General features: G+C 69.5%; 17 protein-coding genes. 14 read left to right on the forward strand and 3 right to left on the reverse strand.

What is annotated here, in order from left to right:
- Window positions 1-6 precede the first annotated feature (6 nt).
- Window positions 7-651, reverse strand: a complete 645-nt coding sequence (locus G4Z16_RS23940; protein WP_197352730.1) for a TetR/AcrR family transcriptional regulator — start codon at window positions 649-651, stop codon at window positions 7-9.
- A 253-nt stretch (window positions 652-904) separates the two neighbouring features.
- Here G4Z16_RS23940 and G4Z16_RS23945 point away from each other — a divergent pair, with 253 nt between their 5' ends.
- From G4Z16_RS23945 to G4Z16_RS24005, 13 genes are all read left to right on the forward strand, one after another.
- On the forward strand, window positions 905-2167 hold the full coding sequence (locus G4Z16_RS23945) for a helix-turn-helix domain-containing protein (RefSeq protein WP_197352731.1): 1263 nt from the start codon (window positions 905-907) through the stop codon (window positions 2165-2167).
- A 600-nt stretch (window positions 2168-2767) separates the two neighbouring features.
- Window positions 2768-3511: an AfsR/SARP family transcriptional regulator gene (locus tag G4Z16_RS23950; protein ID WP_197352732.1), complete on the forward strand. Its 744-nt coding sequence runs from the start codon at window positions 2768-2770 to the stop codon at window positions 3509-3511.
- Window positions 3512-3720: 209 nt separating this feature from the next.
- The gene (locus tag G4Z16_RS23955; protein WP_197352733.1) at window positions 3721-4056 is read left to right on the forward strand and encodes a TcmI family type II polyketide cyclase; all 336 of its coding nucleotides are present in this window, start codon (window positions 3721-3723) and stop codon (window positions 4054-4056) included.
- A 45-nt stretch (window positions 4057-4101) separates the two neighbouring features.
- Window positions 4102-5313: a 2-oxo acid dehydrogenase subunit E2 gene (locus G4Z16_RS23960; RefSeq protein ID WP_197352734.1), complete on the forward strand. Its 1212-nt coding sequence runs from the start codon at window positions 4102-4104 to the stop codon at window positions 5311-5313.
- Window positions 5303-6346, forward strand: a complete 1044-nt coding sequence (locus G4Z16_RS23965) for a methyltransferase (RefSeq protein ID WP_197352735.1) — start codon at window positions 5303-5305, stop codon at window positions 6344-6346. Before G4Z16_RS23960 ends, G4Z16_RS23965 begins: the two co-directional genes overlap by 11 nt.
- A gap of 20 nt (window positions 6347-6366) precedes the next feature.
- Complete coding sequence (locus G4Z16_RS23970; RefSeq protein ID WP_197352736.1) at window positions 6367-7350, forward strand: thiamine pyrophosphate-dependent dehydrogenase E1 component subunit alpha; 984 nt, start codon at window positions 6367-6369, stop codon at window positions 7348-7350.
- Entirely contained in the window at window positions 7329-8345 is a 1017-nt protein-coding gene (locus G4Z16_RS23975; protein WP_197352737.1) for an alpha-ketoacid dehydrogenase subunit beta, read from the forward strand. The genes G4Z16_RS23970 and G4Z16_RS23975 overlap by 22 nt, the downstream gene beginning before the upstream one ends.
- 45 nt (window positions 8346-8390) lie before the next feature.
- Window positions 8391-8732: an antibiotic biosynthesis monooxygenase family protein gene (locus G4Z16_RS23980; protein ID WP_197352738.1), complete on the forward strand. Its 342-nt coding sequence runs from the start codon at window positions 8391-8393 to the stop codon at window positions 8730-8732.
- A gap of 155 nt (window positions 8733-8887) precedes the next feature.
- Window positions 8888-9397 carry a hypothetical protein gene (locus tag G4Z16_RS23985; RefSeq protein ID WP_197352739.1) on the forward strand — a complete coding sequence of 170 codons (510 nt, stop codon included), beginning with the start codon at window positions 8888-8890 and terminating at the stop codon, window positions 9395-9397.
- A gap of 153 nt (window positions 9398-9550) precedes the next feature.
- Window positions 9551-10990: an MFS transporter gene (locus G4Z16_RS23990; RefSeq protein ID WP_197352740.1), complete on the forward strand. Its 1440-nt coding sequence runs from the start codon at window positions 9551-9553 to the stop codon at window positions 10988-10990.
- A 96-nt stretch (window positions 10991-11086) separates the two neighbouring features.
- The gene (locus G4Z16_RS23995) at window positions 11087-11728 is read left to right on the forward strand and encodes an NAD(P)-dependent oxidoreductase (protein ID WP_197352741.1); all 642 of its coding nucleotides are present in this window, start codon (window positions 11087-11089) and stop codon (window positions 11726-11728) included.
- 134 nt (window positions 11729-11862) lie between these two features.
- Window positions 11863-12714, forward strand: a complete 852-nt coding sequence (locus G4Z16_RS24000) for an NAD(P)H-binding protein (RefSeq protein ID WP_246531026.1) — start codon at window positions 11863-11865, stop codon at window positions 12712-12714.
- A complete protein-coding gene (locus tag G4Z16_RS24005; RefSeq protein WP_197352742.1) occupies window positions 12711-13574 on the forward strand; it encodes a tetratricopeptide repeat protein in 864 nt (287 codons plus the stop codon). The genes G4Z16_RS24000 and G4Z16_RS24005 overlap by 4 nt, the downstream gene beginning before the upstream one ends.
- Before the next feature lie 38 nt (window positions 13575-13612).
- Here G4Z16_RS24005 and G4Z16_RS24010 read toward each other — a convergent pair whose 3' ends face one another.
- Both G4Z16_RS24010 and G4Z16_RS24015 read right to left on the reverse strand, forming a co-directional pair.
- Complete coding sequence (locus tag G4Z16_RS24010; protein WP_197352743.1) at window positions 13613-13879, reverse strand: protealysin inhibitor emfourin; 267 nt, start codon at window positions 13877-13879, stop codon at window positions 13613-13615.
- A gap of 37 nt (window positions 13880-13916) precedes the next feature.
- Window positions 13917-15053, reverse strand: a complete 1137-nt coding sequence (locus G4Z16_RS24015; RefSeq protein ID WP_197352744.1) for a M4 family metallopeptidase — start codon at window positions 15051-15053, stop codon at window positions 13917-13919.
- 373 nt (window positions 15054-15426) lie between these two features.
- On the opposite strand from G4Z16_RS24015, the gene leuA reads away from it, so the two are divergent.
- A complete protein-coding gene (leuA, locus tag G4Z16_RS24020; protein ID WP_197352745.1) occupies window positions 15427-17190 on the forward strand; it encodes a 2-isopropylmalate synthase in 1764 nt (587 codons plus the stop codon).
- Window positions 17191-17393 lie beyond the last annotated feature (203 nt).

Consider the following 17393-nt stretch of genomic DNA (forward strand, 5'->3'; position numbering starts at 1 on the left):
CCCTGCCTACTGCGCCCGGTACCGCCGGGGCGCGTCGCCCAGGCCCGGCGGGAGGATTCCGAGCGCCGGGAAGACGACGTGGTCGATGACCTCCGCGATGCGGGCCTCGCTCAACGGGCGCCCGCGCAGGAGCTGTTCCTGGACGACCATCGCGGGACCGGCGGTACCGGCGAGCAGGACGGGAGCCGCGGCGCTGATCTCGCCGCGGTCGGCGGCGCGCCGCAGCACGTCCACGATGAGCTGGATGCGTGGCTGGATGAGCCGCTCGTCGATGGCCGAGACCAGTGCCGGGTGCCTGCCGTCCACGATCATTCCGCGCAGCGCCCTGCCGGGCGGCGCGTCGAGCACGCCGGCCATGCGCGTCAGCAGGTAAAGCAGATCGCCCCGGAGCGAGCCTGTGTCGGGAAGCGGGTCGCCGAGCCGGGGCAGCCCCTGCCGCAGGGCGTCCAGAACCAGTTCCTGCTTGGTCTGCCAGCGCCGGTAGATGGAGGACTTGCCGGTGTGCGCACGCTCCGCGATGCCTTCCATCGTGGCGCCCTCGAATCCCTCTTCGGCGAGTTCCTCCAGCGCCGCAGCGAAGATCGCCTCCTCGAGGGCCTTTCCGCGGCGGCGGGTCCGCGCGGGTTGTCCGCTCCCGTTGCTCGTGCTCACGGCGTCAGCGTAGCCTGCGCAGCATCGGCAGGTGTGCCCGCCAGGTCTTTTGGAATTCAAATGGGAACGTAGCGACTCATTGCCGCGAATTCCGTCGCTACAGGTCAAAACATTCCAGCGACCCGGTTCGGAGAGCTTGATTCCAGCCCTTTTTACGTGGCCTGGCCAATAATCTTGTTCCGTCCCGAACGTCTCGCGTACCGTCCGAGGCGGAAAGTAGCTAACGGGTGGCGGGAGAGATGAGCGTGGCGGTATGTCACAGGCGAAACCTCTGCTGGGAGCACGAGAAAATCTACTTGCCGGAGTCGCACTGGTACAGCGGCTGCGTGACCGGCGGGACTGCACCGTCCAGAAGGTCACCGAGGCACTTGACGAGGCATTTCCCGCAGATCGTGCGTCCCTGAAGGTACGCAGGGTCCGCGACGAATCGGTCCGTTTCGCGGTGACCACGGCACAGGAGCTGTGGGCCGAGGGGAAGGACGTGTCCGACTCCGAAATGCAGGTCTACTGCTCGCAGATGCTGGAGCTGTCCCGGTCGGGCTGCTCGTTCGGCGATCTGACGGCGGGCTGTGAGCTGGTCGGATCCACCATGCTGGCCGACATGTGGTCCGTCGCGGAGGCCGGGGACCTCGCGAGCCTGGCCGATTTCACCAAGTGGCAGGCGGAGCAGGTCGCCCGCATCCTCGAGCGGGTCCAGCAGACCCTGTGCGAGGCCATGCGTGACGAGAGCCGCAGCATCAAGGTGCGCCGCGAGTACGCACAGGCGCTGAGCAAGGGCTTCGCCACCGAAGAACTCGCGGTGGCCGCCGACCTGGGCGCGATCTGCTCCTACGTCGTGATCGTCCCCATCGTGGCGGACCCCGCGCTGCGCCACGAGATCCTGCTGGCCGCGGAGGCGGCCGACGAGGGCGACTGGGGCAGGGTGATGATCTGCGACGGCGAGCCGTACCCGGCGGTCTTCCTCGCCATCGCCGACGAGGCCGACTGGAACGGCGACGCCCCCGTGCGCCGCATGGCACGGGCCCGCGGCCTGTACCGCGCGCTGCGCGGACGGCTTGGCCGCGGCTGGGCGATCGCCGCCGCGGAGGCCGAGGTGCCCGGCGACGTCCCGGCCGCCCTGGAGCGGGCCAGGGGGATCGCGAGCGTGGCCCGCCACTCCAGCTCGTGCGGGGTCATCACCGAGGAGATGATCCCCCTCGACCGCGCCATCGTCTCCGACAAGGACCTGCGCGACTCGCTGTGCCAGGTGATCGCGCCGCTGCGTCCGTACCCCGAGCTGACCGAAAGCCTCGACCTGCTCTACCGCTTCGACCTGGACCGGGGCCGCACGGCGCACGCCCTGGGCATCCACCGCCGGACTCTGGTGCACCGGCTGCGGCGGATCTCGGAGAAGACGAACCTCAACCCGGTCTCCAGCCGTGGCGTGGAAGTCCTGCAGGCCGGACTGGTGGCGGCCCGCGCCGCCGGGCTGCTGGGCATGCCGAAGCCGCCGCGGCCCAAGCGGGCCACGGGCTGACTCCCTGCACCTCCCCGAGGCATCGGCGGCGTTCCGCGCGCCGGCGGTGCCCGGAGCCTGCGTTCTGCCTGCTCCTGGGCGGCCGGACGACCGGCATTCCTTTATCCGGCGCCACCTGTACGGATAATGGAATGCCGTCTTCGTCTGATTTCCCGGCGGTCGCCGCTGAAATGAAATCTGCCGCACCAGGAGGCGTCCATCCTTCGCTGTTCAGGTCGATTTCTGTTGTTGTTCACCGCTTCCAGGCGGCTCTGACCAGGCGTTACATGGGGTGGGTGACAGGATGGGAAACGCTTCGCGCGGCCATGGCGCATTGTGACCACCGAATCGGCTTGACCATTAAACAAACCCCCTTGCAATATTGAATTCGGCGCCGCGTGAACGCGGCCGGACGGTGTGAGTGGATTTCTCCGCGGGTGCCGGCTGTGTGTGGTCGACGGACAAAGGTCTCACGGGGGCGCGTCCACAGTTCTGGTGAAAACAGCCGGAGGGAACGTGATCGGCATCGGAAACGAAATCATGCATTACACGGTGCTACGCGCAGTCGGGGTGCGAGTGCGTAATCACTGCCTTTTCCTCAGTGCAGCCAAGCCCAGATCGGTGCTGGCCCTGCTCATGCTCAACGCCAATGAAGTGGTTCCGAAATCGGTCTTTCTGGACGAGCTGTGGGGCGAGGATCCTCCGGTCAGTGCGCACAACACTCTCCAGACGTACATCTTCCAGATCCGCAAGTGGCTCTCACGGGTGCTCGGCATCGACCCGGCGGACGTCAGCAACGAACGGCTCGTCACCGAGCCCGGCGGATACAGGTTCTGCGTGCCCGACCAACGGCAGCTCGACCTGGGGGAGTTCATGTTCCTCGCCCAGGAGGGCGAGAAGGAGTTCGCGTCCAGGAACTACGCGGACGCCGTACGGCTGCTGAACGCCTCGCTGAGCCTGTGGAGCGGCCACGACACCGTCGAGGCGCGGCCCGGCGGCGTCCTCGAGGCGAAGTTCACGCATCTGCGGGAGCGGCGTCTGCGCGCCCTGGAGGACCGCATCGAGGCCGACCTCATGCTGGGCAGGCACCGCGAGCTCCTCGGGGAGCTGTCCTCACTGGCCATAGAGCACCCGTTGCACGAGAGCCTGCACGGGAAGCTGATGATCTCGCTCGCCCGCTCGGGCCGCGTGCCCGACGCGCTCAAGGCCTATCAGCGGCTCCGCACAAGTCTGGTGGAGGAGCTGGGACTTGAGCCCTCGGAGCAGCTGAGGAGCCTGCAGCAGGCAGTGCTCGCCGAGGATCCCCGTGTGAAGGCCGACGGCGAGCACGAGCTCCTCGAACTCTCCACCCGGTCGGCCGGGTAGGGCACCGCAACGCGGGTCCCGGGGCCGCCCGTCGCGTGAGACATCACGCCACGGGCGGCCCTTCTCGTGTGCCGTCGAGCGCGCCACCGCATGCCGTCCGGACCTCGACCCAGGCTCACGCGGATGTCGACGGCCCTTCGCCACGATGAGGGTGCGTCAAGGCAAAGGCCCTGCGAGGGACCCGACTACCGGACTGCGGAGACTCACTGATGCAGCACCGAACCATGATGGTCAACCGATTCAAGGACCCCTCGGCCCATCTCGAGATCGCCGACCTGTTCGCTGAGCACGACCGCAGCTCGCTGCCGATCGAGCTGGGCGTCTCCCGGCGGACGCTCTTCCGCTACCGCGACCTGTACGTGCACCTCATCGAGACCGATGAGGAGCTCATGCCCAACCTCAACGCGGCGCGGCAGGACCCCCACTTCCAGAAGATCAACGAGCGTCTCGGGCATCTGCTGGACCGCTACGACAGCAAGTGGACGGAGATGGAGGACTCGCGCGCCGAGGCCTTCTACGACTGGGTGCCCGAACACCGGAGGTGAACGGCCCGGTCCTGCACGCCAGTCACCTTCCCGGAAAGGAGCCAGGTGTCCGATATCACCGTTCCCAGGCTCAACAACAACGACGCGTCGTACGTGCTCCTGGAATGGCTCTTCGAGGACGGGCAGGACGTACCCCAGGGCGCCGTCGTCGCCATGGTCGAGACGGCCAAGGCCGTCGAGGAGATCGTCGCGGAGTCCTCCGGGATCATGCGGCAGGAGCGCAAGCAGGGCGACGAGTGCGCCCCGGGCGACGTGCTCGGACGGCTGCTGGACCCGGCGCAGGCCGGTGGAACCGGCGCGAGCGGCACCTCCGGTGGAGCGGGCGAGGATGCCGCGGCCGCACCGCCTGGTGAGTCGCCCGCGGTCCAGGACCCGGAAACCCTCCGGGGGTTGACCATCACCGAGCCCGCTGCCGCGTTCATGGCACGCCACGGCATACCGGCCGGCGGGCTCGCGACGCTCGGCAAGAGCGTCATCACACGCGCCGACGTCGAGCAGCTCGCTGCCGCGCCCGCGGAGGAGGACGGGAAGGTCGTCGACATCGGCCGCCACCAGCAGGCGGTGGCCTCCACCGTCGAACGCTCGATGCGGGAGATCCCGCAGGCATTCGCCCTGATGAAGATCCGGGGGAGCGCGTTGGCCGACCAGCGCAAGGCGGTACGGCTCGAGACGGGACTCATCGTCTCCGCGCTGGAAGTGCTCGTCCTGGTGACCGGCAGGCTGGCCGCCGACTTCCCGATGATCCACGCCCGGCGGATCGACGACCGCCACGTCGCCCTGGCCGACGACATGCACGTCGGCATCACGATCGACTCGGGGAACGGCCTCTACATTCCCGTCGTCCGCTCCGTCGCGCACAAGTCCCTCGGCGAAGTGGCCGCGGAGATCGAGGAGTTCCGCAAGAAGTCGCTGACCGGTGACTTCCGGGCCCGCGACCTGACGGGCGCCCATCTGTCGGTCTCCGTCGCCAACTACGCGGACCTGTCGTGTTCCGTGCCGTTCGTACAGCCGGGACAGACCTGCATGCTCTCGCTCTGCGGCACGCAGTACGAGACCGACCCCGCCGACGGCAGCCGGGTCCCGTTCTTCCACGTCGGGCTCTCCTACGACCACCGCGTCGTCAACGGACGCCTGGCCGCTCGCTACCTCAAGTCCGCGAAGGCACTTCTCGAGAGCCCGGAGTCTCTCGCCGGGATCTGCCGTGCCGCGGAGCAGACCGTGCCCCACCAGACGGAGGAGAGCCGTGATGACGGCTGACACCAACACTTCTCGAATCCCGTCCCTCACGCACAACCGGCTGACGCCGATGATGTCCGCGTACAAGGAGACGAGCGTCCTCAAGGCCGGGATCAAGCTGGGCGTCTTCGACGAGCTCGCGCGCGAGGAGCCGCAGGACGCGGAATCGCTGGCCCGCCGGCTCGGCTCGGACCCGCGCGGCATGCGGATCCTCCTCAACGCGCTCGCGGCCCTGGAACTGATCGAGACGGACGGCCGGCAGTACCGGCTGCCCCCGGGCGCCGCGGAGTTGCTCTCGCGTGACAGCGACGGCTACGCGGGCGACATGATCCACGTCATCGCCAGCGACTACGAGTGGGACGCGCTGAAGAACCTCGACGGCGCCGTGCGCAACGGCGGCACCGTCCTCGACGAACACGCGGAGACCCCCGAGTACTCGTACTGGGAGGACTTCGCCGCATTCGCGCCGCACGTCGCCAGGCCCACCGCCCGCGTGCTGGCCGACGCCCTGGAGCCGTGGGCCCGTGACCGCGAGAGCCTGGACGTGCTCGACCTCGCGTGCGGGCACGGCATCTACGGATACACCGTCGCTCAGCGCTTCGAACAGGCAGCCGTCTGGTCGCTGGACTGGGAGAACGTGCTCGACGTGGCCGCGAAGCACGCCGGATCCATGGGCGTGCGGGAGCGCACGAACTTCATCGCCGGTGACATGTTCGACGTCTCGTTCGGCGGCGAATACGACCTGGTGCTCATCACGAACGTGCTGCACCACTTCTCCGACGAGCGCGCCCGGGAGCTGCTGTCGCGCGCGGCGGCCGCCCTGCGCCCCGGCGGGAAGATCGGCATCGTCGGCTTCACCACGAGCGACGCCCCGCCCGCCCTGGATCCGGCGCCGCATCTGTTCTCGGTGCTGATGCTCGTGTGGACGTCCGAGGGCGAGGTGCACTCGGAGCGGAACTACCGCCGGATGTTCACGGACTGCGGCCTGGAGGAGCCCTCCGTCCACCAGGTGGAGAACCTGCCCTTCCGCGTACTGCTCGCGGACCGGGCCTGAGGCGGGTGGAGGCTCCGACCATGAGCGACACGCAGACCTCTCCGGCCGCAGGAGGCGCCGCGGCGCCGCGCACGGCCCCCGAGTCCCCGCCCGGAACGGCGCTCACCGACGACGATCTCGAACTGCTGCTGCTCATCAGGCACTTCGAGCTCAGCCTGCTCGGCCTCTTCTCAGAGGGGAAGCTGAACGGCACGACACACACGTGCCTGGGGCAGGAGCATGTGCCGGTCGCCCTCGCGCCGTTGCTGGACGAGCGGGACCACGTCTTCAGCAACCACCGAGGCCACGGGCACTACTTGGCGCGCTTCCGCGACCCCGAGGGGCTGCTGGCCGAGATCATGGGCCGGGAGGGCGCCGTCTGCCAGGGCGTCGGCGGCAGCCAGCACATCCTGCGCGGCCGCTATCTCTCCACCGGCGTCCAGGGCGAGAGCCTCCCGGTGGCCGTCGGCGTCGGGCTGCACCTGAAGGAGCACGAGCCGGGCCGTGCCGCCGTCGTCCATATCGGTGACGGCACGTGGGGAGAGGGCAGCGTCTACGAAGCCCTCAACATGGCGCAGCTGTGGCAGGTGCCGGTCGTGGTCGTCGTCGAGCACAACGGGATCGCCCAGTCCACGCCGGCGGAGATGCAGATGGCGGGCTCCATCGAGGGGCGCGCCGCGGGATTCGGCGTCGCGTACCGCAGTGCCGACGCGTGGGACGTGGACACCCTCAGGGCCACCGCCGGTCCGGCCGTCGAGGAGGTGCGCGCGACGGGCAGGCCGCTCGTCCTCGAACTCTCGGTGCCCCGGATCGGCCCGCACAGCAAGGGTGACGACACCCGCAGCGAGGCCGAACTGGCTGCCGCCCGCGCACGCGACTGGCACGCGCGGTACGAGCAGCTGTTCCCGGAGCGCTTCGCACGCGCCGAGGACCGGATGCGGGAGCAGGTGGCGCGGGTGGTACGCGACGTCGACGCCAGGCCACTGTCGGAATGGAGGGACCCATGCCTCGCTCCGAGCGCATAGTCGAGAACCTGAACGCCGCGCTGCACAAGGTCTTCGCCGAGGACGAGCGGGCGTACCTCATCGGTGAGGACCTGGCCGATCCCTACGGCGGCGCCTTCAAGGTGGGCAGGGGACTGAGCACCAAGTATCCGGAGCGCGTGCTCAGTACGCCCCTGAGCGAGAACGGTCTGCTCGGCGTGGCGAACGGTCTCGCGCTGACCGGCAACACCGTGATCGCCGAGATCATGTTCGGCGACTTCGCCTTCCTCGCCTTCGACCAGATCGTCAACTTCGCGGCCAAGTCGGTCTCGATGTACGGCTCGCGGCAGCCGCTGCGGCTCGTCGTGCGGTGCCCCGTCGGCGGGCACCGCGGGTACGGCCCGACGCACAGCCAGGCCGTGCAGAAGCACTTCCTCGGCGTGCCCGATCTGGCGCTGTACGAGCTGACGCCGTTCCACGACAGCGCCGACGTCTTCGCGGAGATGGCCGAACGCCGGGAACCCTGCCTCCACTTCGAGGACAAGACCCTCTACGGCCGTCGCCGCTGGGTTGACGGGACGGACGAGCTCTTCGAGTTCGGGTTCGCCGGTCCCCGGCGGGAGTACGGCACGGCGGTGCCGCGCGTGGGGGCCACCGACGTGGACTGCGTGATCGTCTCGACCGGAGGCACCGCACCGCTCGCCCTCGAGGCCGCCCGCCGGCTGTTCCTGGAGGCGGAGATCGTGTGCCGGCTGGTCGTGCCCTCGCGGCTGTATCCGTTCGACCCGGGACCCGTCGAGAGCATGCTCGCCGGTGCCCGGCGGATCGTCGTCGTCGAGGAAGGCGTCGCCGGCGGTACCTGGGGCGCCGACGTGGCCGACGAGATCTACCGGCGGCTGTGGCCGAGCCTGCGCGACAGGGTCAGGCTCGTCCACTCCCGCGCCAGCGTCATCCCCTCCGCCGCGCACCTCGAACGGGACGTGCTGGTGCAGGCGGAGGACATCGAGAAGGCCGTACGCGAGGCGCCCGAGCGGTAGCGCACGGCACGGCAGCGATCCAGCCGATTCAGGAGGAGGAGCAGCATGGCGACCATCTCGGCGGACGAGGACGTCTTCACGCTGGTGAACATCTTTCCGGTGGAACCGGAGGACCAGCAGCGCCTGTTCGAGGTGCTCACCGACGCGACGGGCATCATCAAACGGATGCCCGGCTACGTATCGGCGAACGTGCATCTGAGCCACGACGGGAAGTACGTCATCAACTACGCGCAATGGCGCAGCGAGGCCGACTTCCGCGCGATGCACGCCAGGCCCGAGGTCCAGGAGCACTTCGACGAGTGCCGGCGGCTGTCGAAGCCCCAGCCCGTCTTCTGCCGCGTGGCCTACACCCACGACGCGGAGAGCGACGTCGAGCGCTGGTCGTGAGCGGCGAAGGACCCGTCACGCGGAATCGCCGCCGTGCCGCGGCTCCTGATGCACCGTAGGAAAAGACGCGGGACAACGGCACCGCGTACGGGCGCCCGCCCGGCGACGGCGGCACAGCACCACCCGCCCCACCCCTGTGAATTGAGGACATCGGAATGCGGAAATCACTCGTACGGACGGTCTTCCGGCGCTTCTCGCCCACGACCGAGAACCGGTTGCTGCGACCGTTCCTCGTGGTCAGCGGGGTCGTGGTCGGCGCCGGCTGGTTCGAGATGCGCGTGGTCATCCCGCAGTGGGCGAAGGCGTCGAACGCCAAGGAGGTGGCCGAGGCCCTGGAGCGGTCCGGGCACATGGCCTCCGGGAAGCAGTTCTGGGCGCTCCTCGGCCCGGCAGCCCTGCCGCTGACGGCCGCGAACCTCTACGCCGCCCTCGGCTCCGAGGGCCCACGGCGCGGACCCTGGCTGCTGTCGGCCGGCACCGCGGCGGCGATGAGCGTTGCCACCGCCACCTACTTCGCACCGGAGCTGCACAAGCTGAGCGACGCCCACCACCTGGAGGACAGCGAGGTGCGGGAGCGGATCCGGCGCCGGGTGCGGCTGGACCAGGTGCGGCTGGGTGCTCTGACGGCCGCCTGGTGGGCCGGTCTCCGGGCGCTCTCCCGCTGACGCGAAACCTGGCTCGGGCTCCTCCGGCGCAGCGGAATCCGAGTGTTCCCGGGTTACACGTGCGCCCAGATTAGATACACTGGCGTTTCTAATAACGTCCAATACGACGCCATGAGCGTCTGCTACTGGTACTGATCCAAGTGGGAGCCTTCAATGGCAACGACGAATTCGGCGCAGGCCGAGGGGAAGGCGAACCCGGCCGCAGCACGCGCCCCCGGGTTGGTGCTCGCGGTACTCGCGGGCGCCCAGTTCCTGGTCGCCCTGGACATCACGATCATCCTGATCGCCGTACCGAGCATCGAGCGCGATCTCGGCTTCTCGCCGGCGGCGCTTCAATGGGTCGTCAACGCGTACACGCTCGCGTTCGGCGGTCTGCTTCTGCTCGGCGGCCGGCTCGGCGACCTGGCGGGCAAGCGCCGCGTCTTCCTCGCCGGCACCACCGTCTTCGTGCTCGCCTCCCTGTGCGGAGGGCTGGCGCAGGACCAGGTGTCGCTGATCGCGAGCCGGGCCGGTCAGGGGATCGGTGCGGCGCTGCTGTCTCCCACGGCGTTCGCGCTCGTCGCGACGCACTTCGCCGAAGGGCCGCAGCGCAACCGGGCGTTCGGGGTGATGAGCGCCACCGCGGGCGGGGCGTCGGCTCTCGGCGTCATCGCGGGCGGTGTCCTCACGGACGCCCTCACCTGGCGCTCGGCCTTCTTCATCAACGTGCCGCTCGGTGCGCTGATCTTCGCCGGTGCCGTGCTGCTGCTCTCCGAGCCGGCGCGGCCCAAGCGGAAGCTGGACGTCTTCGGTGCGGTGACCGTCACCGTCGGCTCCACCGCACTGGTCAACGCGGCGATCAGTGCGTCCGGGGGCGGTTGGGCCTCGGCGCCCACGCTGATCTCGCTCGCCGCCGCCGCCGTACTGCTGACCGCCTTCGTGGTGATCCAGGCGACGCACTCCCAACCGCTGGTCTCGCTCCGGCTGTTCGTCAACCGCAACAGGTCCGGCGCGTTCACCGTCCAGCTGCTGAACAACTGCGTGAACATCGGCTTCTACTACTTCCTGAGCAAGTTCGCCCAGGACGTCTTCCACTACGACCCGCTGGCCGCCGGCTTCGCGCTGCTGCCCGCGCCGCTGTGCGTCATCATCGCCGCGCAGACAGCCTCCAGGCTGCTGGCCAGGACGGGCCCGCTGCCGATCCTCGTCACCGGCGGACTGCTGCTGGGGGGCGGGCTGTTCTACGCCTCGTTCCTCACCTTCGACTCCGCCTACGCCACGGGGATGCTGCCCGCGCTGATCCTCTACGCGTCGGGCTTCGGCAGCATGGTCGTACCCGTGACCGTCACCGCCCTCGCAGGCATCGCCCCGCAGGACTCCGGCATGGCCACCGGCGTGCTCAACGCCTGCCAGCAGGTGGGCACTTCGTTCGGACTGGCCGCGATGGTCACCGTGTTCGCCGGTGCGCTGGGCGAGGCGCCGGGGAAGCCCGGGCCGCAGGTCGTCACCGACGCCTACGACCAGGCGCTGACGCTGGGCGCCGGCATCGCGCTCATCTCGCTGCTGGTGGTCGTGCTCACCATCCGCAAGCGGACCTCGCCCGGAGCGGGCTGACGGAGGGGGCCGGTCCCGCCGCGGCTCCGGAATCCCGGCCTCCCCTCACCCTTCGACCAGACCCCCGCACCTCGATCGCAGTGGAGGCTTCCTCCCATGCAGCGGCCCATGAAGCTCGCGGTATTCGGTGGCACCGGACGCACGGGCCACCACCTCATCCAGCAGGCCCTCGACGCGGGGCACGACGTCACCGCCGTGGTGCGCGACCCCGCGCGCCTGGAGATCCGGCACGAACGGCTCGGCGTCGAGCAGAGGAACGTCTTCGACCCTGACGCCATCGCGGCGGTCGTCGACGGTGCCGACGCCGTCGTCACCTCCCTCGGCAAGACCTCACGGCAGCAGCCCCACGTGCTGCGGGACGGCACGAGAAGCATCGTCGCCGCGATGAAGGCCACGGGCACGCGCAGGCTCGTCGCGGTCAGCAACTCGGTGCACACCGCCGAGGCGGGCGACTCCGCCGGACGCCGGCTCGTCCAGCGCCTGTTGCGGCTGCCGCTGCGGGTGCCGCTCGCCGACGTCTCCGACATGGAGAAGGAGGTCGAGGCCAGCGGCCTGGACTGGACGATCCTGCGGCCCGCCCGGATGAAGGACGGACCCCGCACCGGCCACTACCGCCTCGCCGTCGGCGAGCACGTGCCGGGCGGGTGGTCGATCGTGCGCGGCGACGTCGCCGACGCGATCCTCCAGGTGCTCGACGACGAGCGCGTGATCGGGACGTTCGTCGGCCAGGCCACCTAGGTGCAAGGCGCCCGGGCCGCGCAGGGCGCACAAGGCAAGCAAGACGTGCGAGGCGCGAGGGCAGGCCGCGGCGCTCAGCGGACTCCGTACCTCGACGGCCCGTACACACCCCCACGCAGAATCGGGAGCACACCGTGACGATCTTGGTTACAGGCGCCACCGGCCACGTCGGACGGCACGTGGCCGCCGGACTCATCGAGGCGGGCGAGAGGGTCCGCGTGCTCACGAGGAACCCGCGGGCCGCGTCATTGCCGTCCGAGGCCGCGGTCCACGTGGGCGATCTCGCGCAGCCCGACACCCTCGAAGGCGCACTCGACGGCGTGCGGCGCGTGTTCCTCTTCCCCGTCCCCGAGACCGCCAACGAGGTGGCCGGGTTGCTGGAGAAGGCCGGCGTCGAACACGTCGTGCTCCTGTCGTCGATGTCCATCACCGAGGACGGCGAGAACAATCCGAGCGCCCAGCACCACCTCACGGTCGAACGCGCCCTGCGGGACAGGCAGTTCACGTGGACGTTCGTCAGGCCCACCGGCTTCGCCACGAACACGCTCTGGCGCTGGGGAGACGCCGTCCGCACCGACGGAGTGGTACGGGCGCCCTACGGACTCTCCTCCCGCGCCCTGATCCACGAGGCCGACATCGCCGACGTGGCGGTCGCGTGCCTGCTCGGCGACGGCCACGCGGGACGCGTACTCGACCTGACGGGGCCCGAGTTGCTCACGCAGGAGGAGCAGGTACGGGTGATCGGCGAAGCGGCGGGCAGGGACGTGCGGTTCGTGGAGGTCACACCCGAGCAGGCCCGTCAGGCCATGGCCGGATCGGTGGCCCCCGAGTTCGCCGAGATGGTGCTCGCCGCCCTCGCCCGCCAGGTCGAGGACCCGGGGCCCGTGCTGCCCACCGTCGAGGAGGTGACGGGCCACCCGGCGCGGACCTTCGCGCAGTGGGCGAGCGACCACGCCGGGGACTTCCGCGGAACGGAGGAGCGATGACGAGCGTCGCCCGGGCCGGCACCGCGGAACGGACGGTGGAGGACGAAGCGCTCGTCACGGCTGATCTGCTGAGGGAGTCCGCGGCATACGGCATCGCCGTCGAGCTCTACCAGTGGGTGCTGTCCCGTACGGAGTCCGCGCAGGCCCGCTTCGGGCTCGGGCAGAGCCTGGGGAAGTCCGGCGACCACGGCGGTGCGCTGCAACACCTGGAGCGGGCCTTCGCGTTGGAGCCGGACCGTGAGCTGGGAGCGGGCTATCTCGCCTACGTGCTGGAACGCCGCGGCCGGCTGCGGGAGGCCGGCGAGTGGTACGAGCGCGCGCTCGCGGGTCCCGAGGCGGACGACCTGTGGATCCGGTCCCACCACGCCTGGTACTTGGAGAAGTGCGGCCGCACCGAGGAGGCGCGGGCCGCGTACGAGGACGTGCTCGCACGCAATCCGCAGCACACATGGACGGTCAAGCGCTATGCGCTGATGAGGCGCGGCCTCGGGGACGGGGAGGGCGCGCGTGCGTTGCTCCAGGACGCCGTCGAGCGGGCTCCGGGCAACAAGTTCGCCGAGGCGAACCTCCTCGAATACCTGCTGCTCACCCGCAGCCCGGACTACCCGTCGCTGCGGGCCTCCCTGGCGACCGAGGGCACCCCCGCCTGGTTTGCGTTCCTGCTGGAGCTCTTCGACTTCTGCCGGGACAGCCTGCTGCCCGGCCACCCCGACGCGGAGCGGCTGGATCGTGTGCGGTCGGCGGCGGACGCCCTCCCCGCCACGCTGCACAGGGATTTCGACGACCTCACCGCTCTGCTGGAGGAGTGCGGCGCCGACACCGAGGCATGGCGGGACCTGCTGCGGCGGCTGGTGAAGTAACCGCGGGCCGCGCCTGCCCCGGCGCTCGCCTCACCGGCTCAACTCCCGTCCTGGAACACCCTCTTGATGAGCTTCGACTGGGCCTCCGTGAGGCGGGGGTCGGCGCCGTACGAGGTGCCGTCGTCCGTCTCGATCTCGTACTGGAATCCGTCCGGAACGCCCAGGGGGCGCTGGGAGCCGCCCTCGGAGTGGGCGCTTCTCGCCAGGGCCTCCAGATCGGCGGCGTCCGGTCTGCCGTCCGTGGTGAGTGTCGCCCGGCGGGTGAGGCCGCCGAAGCCGCCGGTTCGGGTGACGGTGATACGCATGTCTCCATCCTCCCGCGACTTCGGCGGCGGCGCCCGCCTACGCCACTTCCGCTTCTGTGGCGTTCGCGGCGTCGGCCGGGGTGACGCCCACCAGGGACCACGACTTGAGCACCGCTTCTCGCTCCGGGCTGCCCTCCCCGTAACGGTCCGAAGCGGCGGTGACGGTGGCGCCCGCGAAGTCCGCGAACTCCGCGTCCGGCGAGAGGCCGCCGGAGGTGAGGGTGTCGTACCAGATCTGTCCCGCGCGCTCCCACGCGTGACCGCCCAGCTCCGTCGCCAGCTGGTAGAAGGCGTGGTTGGGGATGCCCGAGTTGATGTGCACGCCGCCGTTGTCGGAGCCCGTGTGCACGTAGTCCTCCATCTTCGCCGGCTGCGGGTCCTTGCCGAGGACGTCGTCGTCGTACGCCGTGCCGGGCGCCTTCATCGAGCGCAGAGCCGTGCCCTCGACCCGGTCGGTGAAGAGGTTGTCACCGATCAGCCAGTCGGCGGCCTCGGCGGTCTGGCCGAGCCCGTACTGCTTGATGAGGGAGCCGAAGACGTCCGACAGCGACTCGTTGAGCGCCCCCGACTGCCCGAAGTACGCGAGATTCGCGGTGTGTTGAGTGACGCCGTGGGTCAGCTCGTGACCGATGACGTCGACCGGCAGCGTGAAGTCGCGGAAGATCTCGCCGTCTCCGTCCCCGAAGACCATGCGTTCGCCGTCCCAGAACGCGTTGCCGTAGTTGCGGCCGTAGTGGACGGTGGCGTCGAGGGGCATGCCCGCGCCGTCGATCGAATAGCGGGAGAAGACGCTGAGGTAGAGCTCGAACGTGGCGCCCAGGCCCGCGTACGCGCGGTTCACGCTGGCGTCCTCGACGGGCTCCTCGCCCTCGGACCGCACGGTCGTGCCCGGCAGCTGTTCGCCGTGCTCCGCGTCGCTGATGGTGCGATTCGGTTTCTTCTCCGCGCTCGCGTCGCCGGCCGGTCCCGGGCCCGTGCCCGCCGTCATGCGGACGGTGGTGATGCGGCGGCGGGTCCGCTGGAGCGCGTCGTGCTCCAGGGTGCGGCGCGCCGGTTCGTACAGGGTGGGATCGCCGGAGCGGGAGAGATGGTCCAGGAGGTGCGGCGGGACGATGCCGCAGAAGACGGGGTTCACGCGGTGTGACTGACTCGTGTGCTCCGAGTGTGCGTTCATATACAGAACGTGGCACAGGGTCATGGTGATGTCACTCCCTGCTGCGGAAATTGGTCCCGAAAGTCCATGAATCGACGTGAAGGGGGAGTGCTGTGCCCAACTCCCGTGCACTGTCCGTGACTCCGGGGCTCCGTCCGGCCGGAGCGAGGCGTGAACAAATGCCCAGTCCCGCATGGTGATACGGGGCTCGGGGATCCGCGCGGTCTCCGTTAGACTCGCTGATCATGCGTTTCGGGCTGCTTCTTCTTAGCTGCCGCGGCGAGGGTCTGTAGTCGTACGGCCGACCCCCTCCCCGCGGAGACCGGTGCTGCCACCGTCGGCCCTCGAAGCCCACTCGCGCGGAGCCCCCTCCGCGATCAGGAGCCAACGCATCATGACTTCCTCAGCTTCCCTCGGCGCATCCACGCCCATCACCGCGGCGACCGTACGGCAGAAGCCGTCCGGAATGCCTGTGCACAAGTACGGCCCGTACGAGGCCGTGGACATTCCGGACCGCACGTGGCCGGACAACCGGATCACCAAGGCCCCGCGCTGGCTGTCGACCGATCTGCGGGACGGCAATCAGGCGCTGATCGACCCCATGTCGCCCGCCCGCAAGCGGGCGATGTTCGATCTGCTGGTGTCGATGGGCTACAAGGAGATCGAGGTCGGCTTCCCGGCCTCGGGCCAGACCGATTTCGACTTCGTGCGCTCCATCATCGAGGAGGACGCGATCCCGGAGGATGTGACGATCTCCGTCCTCACCCAGGCCCGCGAGGAGCTGATCGAGCGGACGGTGGAGTCGCTGAAGGGCGCCCGCAACGCGACCGTCCACCTCTACAACGCGACGGCGCCGGTCTTCCGTGAGGTGGTCTTCCGTGGCACGCGGGAGCAGGTGCGGCAGATCGCGGTGGACGGCACGCGGCTGGTGACGGAGTACGCGGAGAAGCTGCTGGATGCCCGCACGGTCTTCGGGTACCAGTACAGCCCGGAGATCTTCACCGACACGGAGCTGGACTTCGCGCTGGAGGTCTGCGAGAGCGTCATGGACGTGTGGCAGCCCGAGGACGGCCGCGAGATCATCCTGAATCTGCCGGCGACGGTGGAGCGTTCGACGCCCTCCACGCATGCGGACCGGTTCGAGTGGATGTCCCGCAACCTCTCGCGGCGCGAGCACGTATGCCTGTCCGTACACCCGCACAACGATCGTGGGACGGCGGTGGCGGCCGCGGAGTTGGCGATCATGGCGGGTGCGGACCGTATCGAGGGCTGTCTGTTCGGGCAGGGCGAGCGCACCGGCAACGTCGACCTGGTGACCCTGGGGATGAATCTCTTCTCCCAGGGTGTGGATCCGCAGATCGACTTCTCGCAGATCGACGAGGTCAAGCGCACGGCGGAGTACTGCAACCAGATGGAGGTCCACTCCCGGCATCCGTATGTGGGTGACCTCGTCTACACCTCCTTCTCCGGCTCCCATCAGGACGCCATCAAGAAGGGCTTCGAGGCCATGGACCTCCGCGCCGAGCGTGAGGGCAAGAGCGTGGACGAGCTGGAGTGGGCCGTGCCGTATCTGCCCATCGACCCCAAGGACGTCGGCCGTTCCTACGAGGCCGTCATCCGCGTCAACTCCCAGTCCGGCAAGGGCGGCATCGCCTACGTGCTGAAGGGCGGGCACAACCTGGACCTGCCGCGGCGGATGCAGGTCGAGTTCTCGAAGATCATCCAGGAGCGCACGGACAGCGAGGGCGGTGAGGTCACCCCGGCCGACATCTGGGAGATCTTCCAGCACGAGTACCTGCCCACCCCCGAGAACGCCTGGGGACGCATCGCGCTGCGCACCGGCCAGACGACGACCACGGTGGACGGACAGGACGCGGTCACCGTCGAGGCCGTCATCGACGGCGAGGAGACCGAGCTCGCGGGCAGCGGCAACGGTCCCCTGGCGGCCTTCTTCAACGCCCTGCAGGCCATCGACGTCGACGTGCGGCTCCTGGACTACGTCGAGCACACCATGAGCGAAGGCGCTGGAGCCGAGGCGGCCGCGTACATCGAGTGCGCCATCGACGGGAAGGTGCTGTGGGGCGTGGGCATCGACGCCAACATCGTCCGCGCGTCGATCAAGGCCGTCGTCTCGGCGGTCAACCGCGCCTCACGCTGAGCGCGTTCGCGCTGCGCGTACTCGCGTACAGGGCCGTCGCCCACGTCGCCTCTCCGGCCCCCGGGCCGGCGTCATCGCAGCGTTCCGCGGGCCTCACCCACTTCCGGGTGAGGCCCGCGGCCGTCTCCCGTCCCCGCTGGTGCCGCGTCCGCCGTGAATCGTCCGGAACGGGGTGCTGACGGCGCACTTCCGCTGTGGTTAAC

This window comes from Streptomyces bathyalis, assembly GCF_015910445.1.
Taxonomy (GTDB): domain Bacteria; phylum Actinomycetota; class Actinomycetes; order Streptomycetales; family Streptomycetaceae; genus Streptomyces; species Streptomyces bathyalis.

Coding starts and splice junctions, on each gene's coding strand:
- G4Z16_RS23945 (WP_197352731.1), top strand. CDS start 905: ATGTCACAGGCGAAACCTCTGCTGGGAGCACGAGAAAATCTACTTGCC.
- G4Z16_RS23955 (WP_197352733.1), top strand. CDS start 3,721: ATGCAGCACCGAACCATGATGGTCAACCGATTCAAGGACCCCTCGGCC.
- G4Z16_RS23965 (WP_197352735.1), top strand. CDS start 5,303: ATGACGGCTGACACCAACACTTCTCGAATCCCGTCCCTCACGCACAAC.
- G4Z16_RS23970 (WP_197352736.1), top strand. CDS start 6,367: ATGAGCGACACGCAGACCTCTCCGGCCGCAGGAGGCGCCGCGGCGCCG.
- G4Z16_RS23975 (WP_197352737.1), top strand. CDS start 7,329: ATGCCTCGCTCCGAGCGCATAGTCGAGAACCTGAACGCCGCGCTGCAC.
- G4Z16_RS23980 (WP_197352738.1), top strand. CDS start 8,391: ATGGCGACCATCTCGGCGGACGAGGACGTCTTCACGCTGGTGAACATC.
- G4Z16_RS23985 (WP_197352739.1), top strand. CDS start 8,888: ATGCGGAAATCACTCGTACGGACGGTCTTCCGGCGCTTCTCGCCCACG.
- G4Z16_RS23990 (WP_197352740.1), top strand. CDS start 9,551: ATGGCAACGACGAATTCGGCGCAGGCCGAGGGGAAGGCGAACCCGGCC.
- G4Z16_RS23995 (WP_197352741.1), top strand. CDS start 11,087: ATGCAGCGGCCCATGAAGCTCGCGGTATTCGGTGGCACCGGACGCACG.
- G4Z16_RS24005 (WP_197352742.1), top strand. CDS start 12,711: ATGACGAGCGTCGCCCGGGCCGGCACCGCGGAACGGACGGTGGAGGAC.
- G4Z16_RS24010 (WP_197352743.1), bottom strand. CDS start 13,879: ATGCGTATCACCGTCACCCGAACCGGCGGCTTCGGCGGCCTCACCCGC.
- G4Z16_RS24015 (WP_197352744.1), bottom strand. CDS start 15,053: ATGAACGCACACTCGGAGCACACGAGTCAGTCACACCGCGTGAACCCC.
- leuA (WP_197352745.1), top strand. CDS start 15,427: ATGACTTCCTCAGCTTCCCTCGGCGCATCCACGCCCATCACCGCGGCG.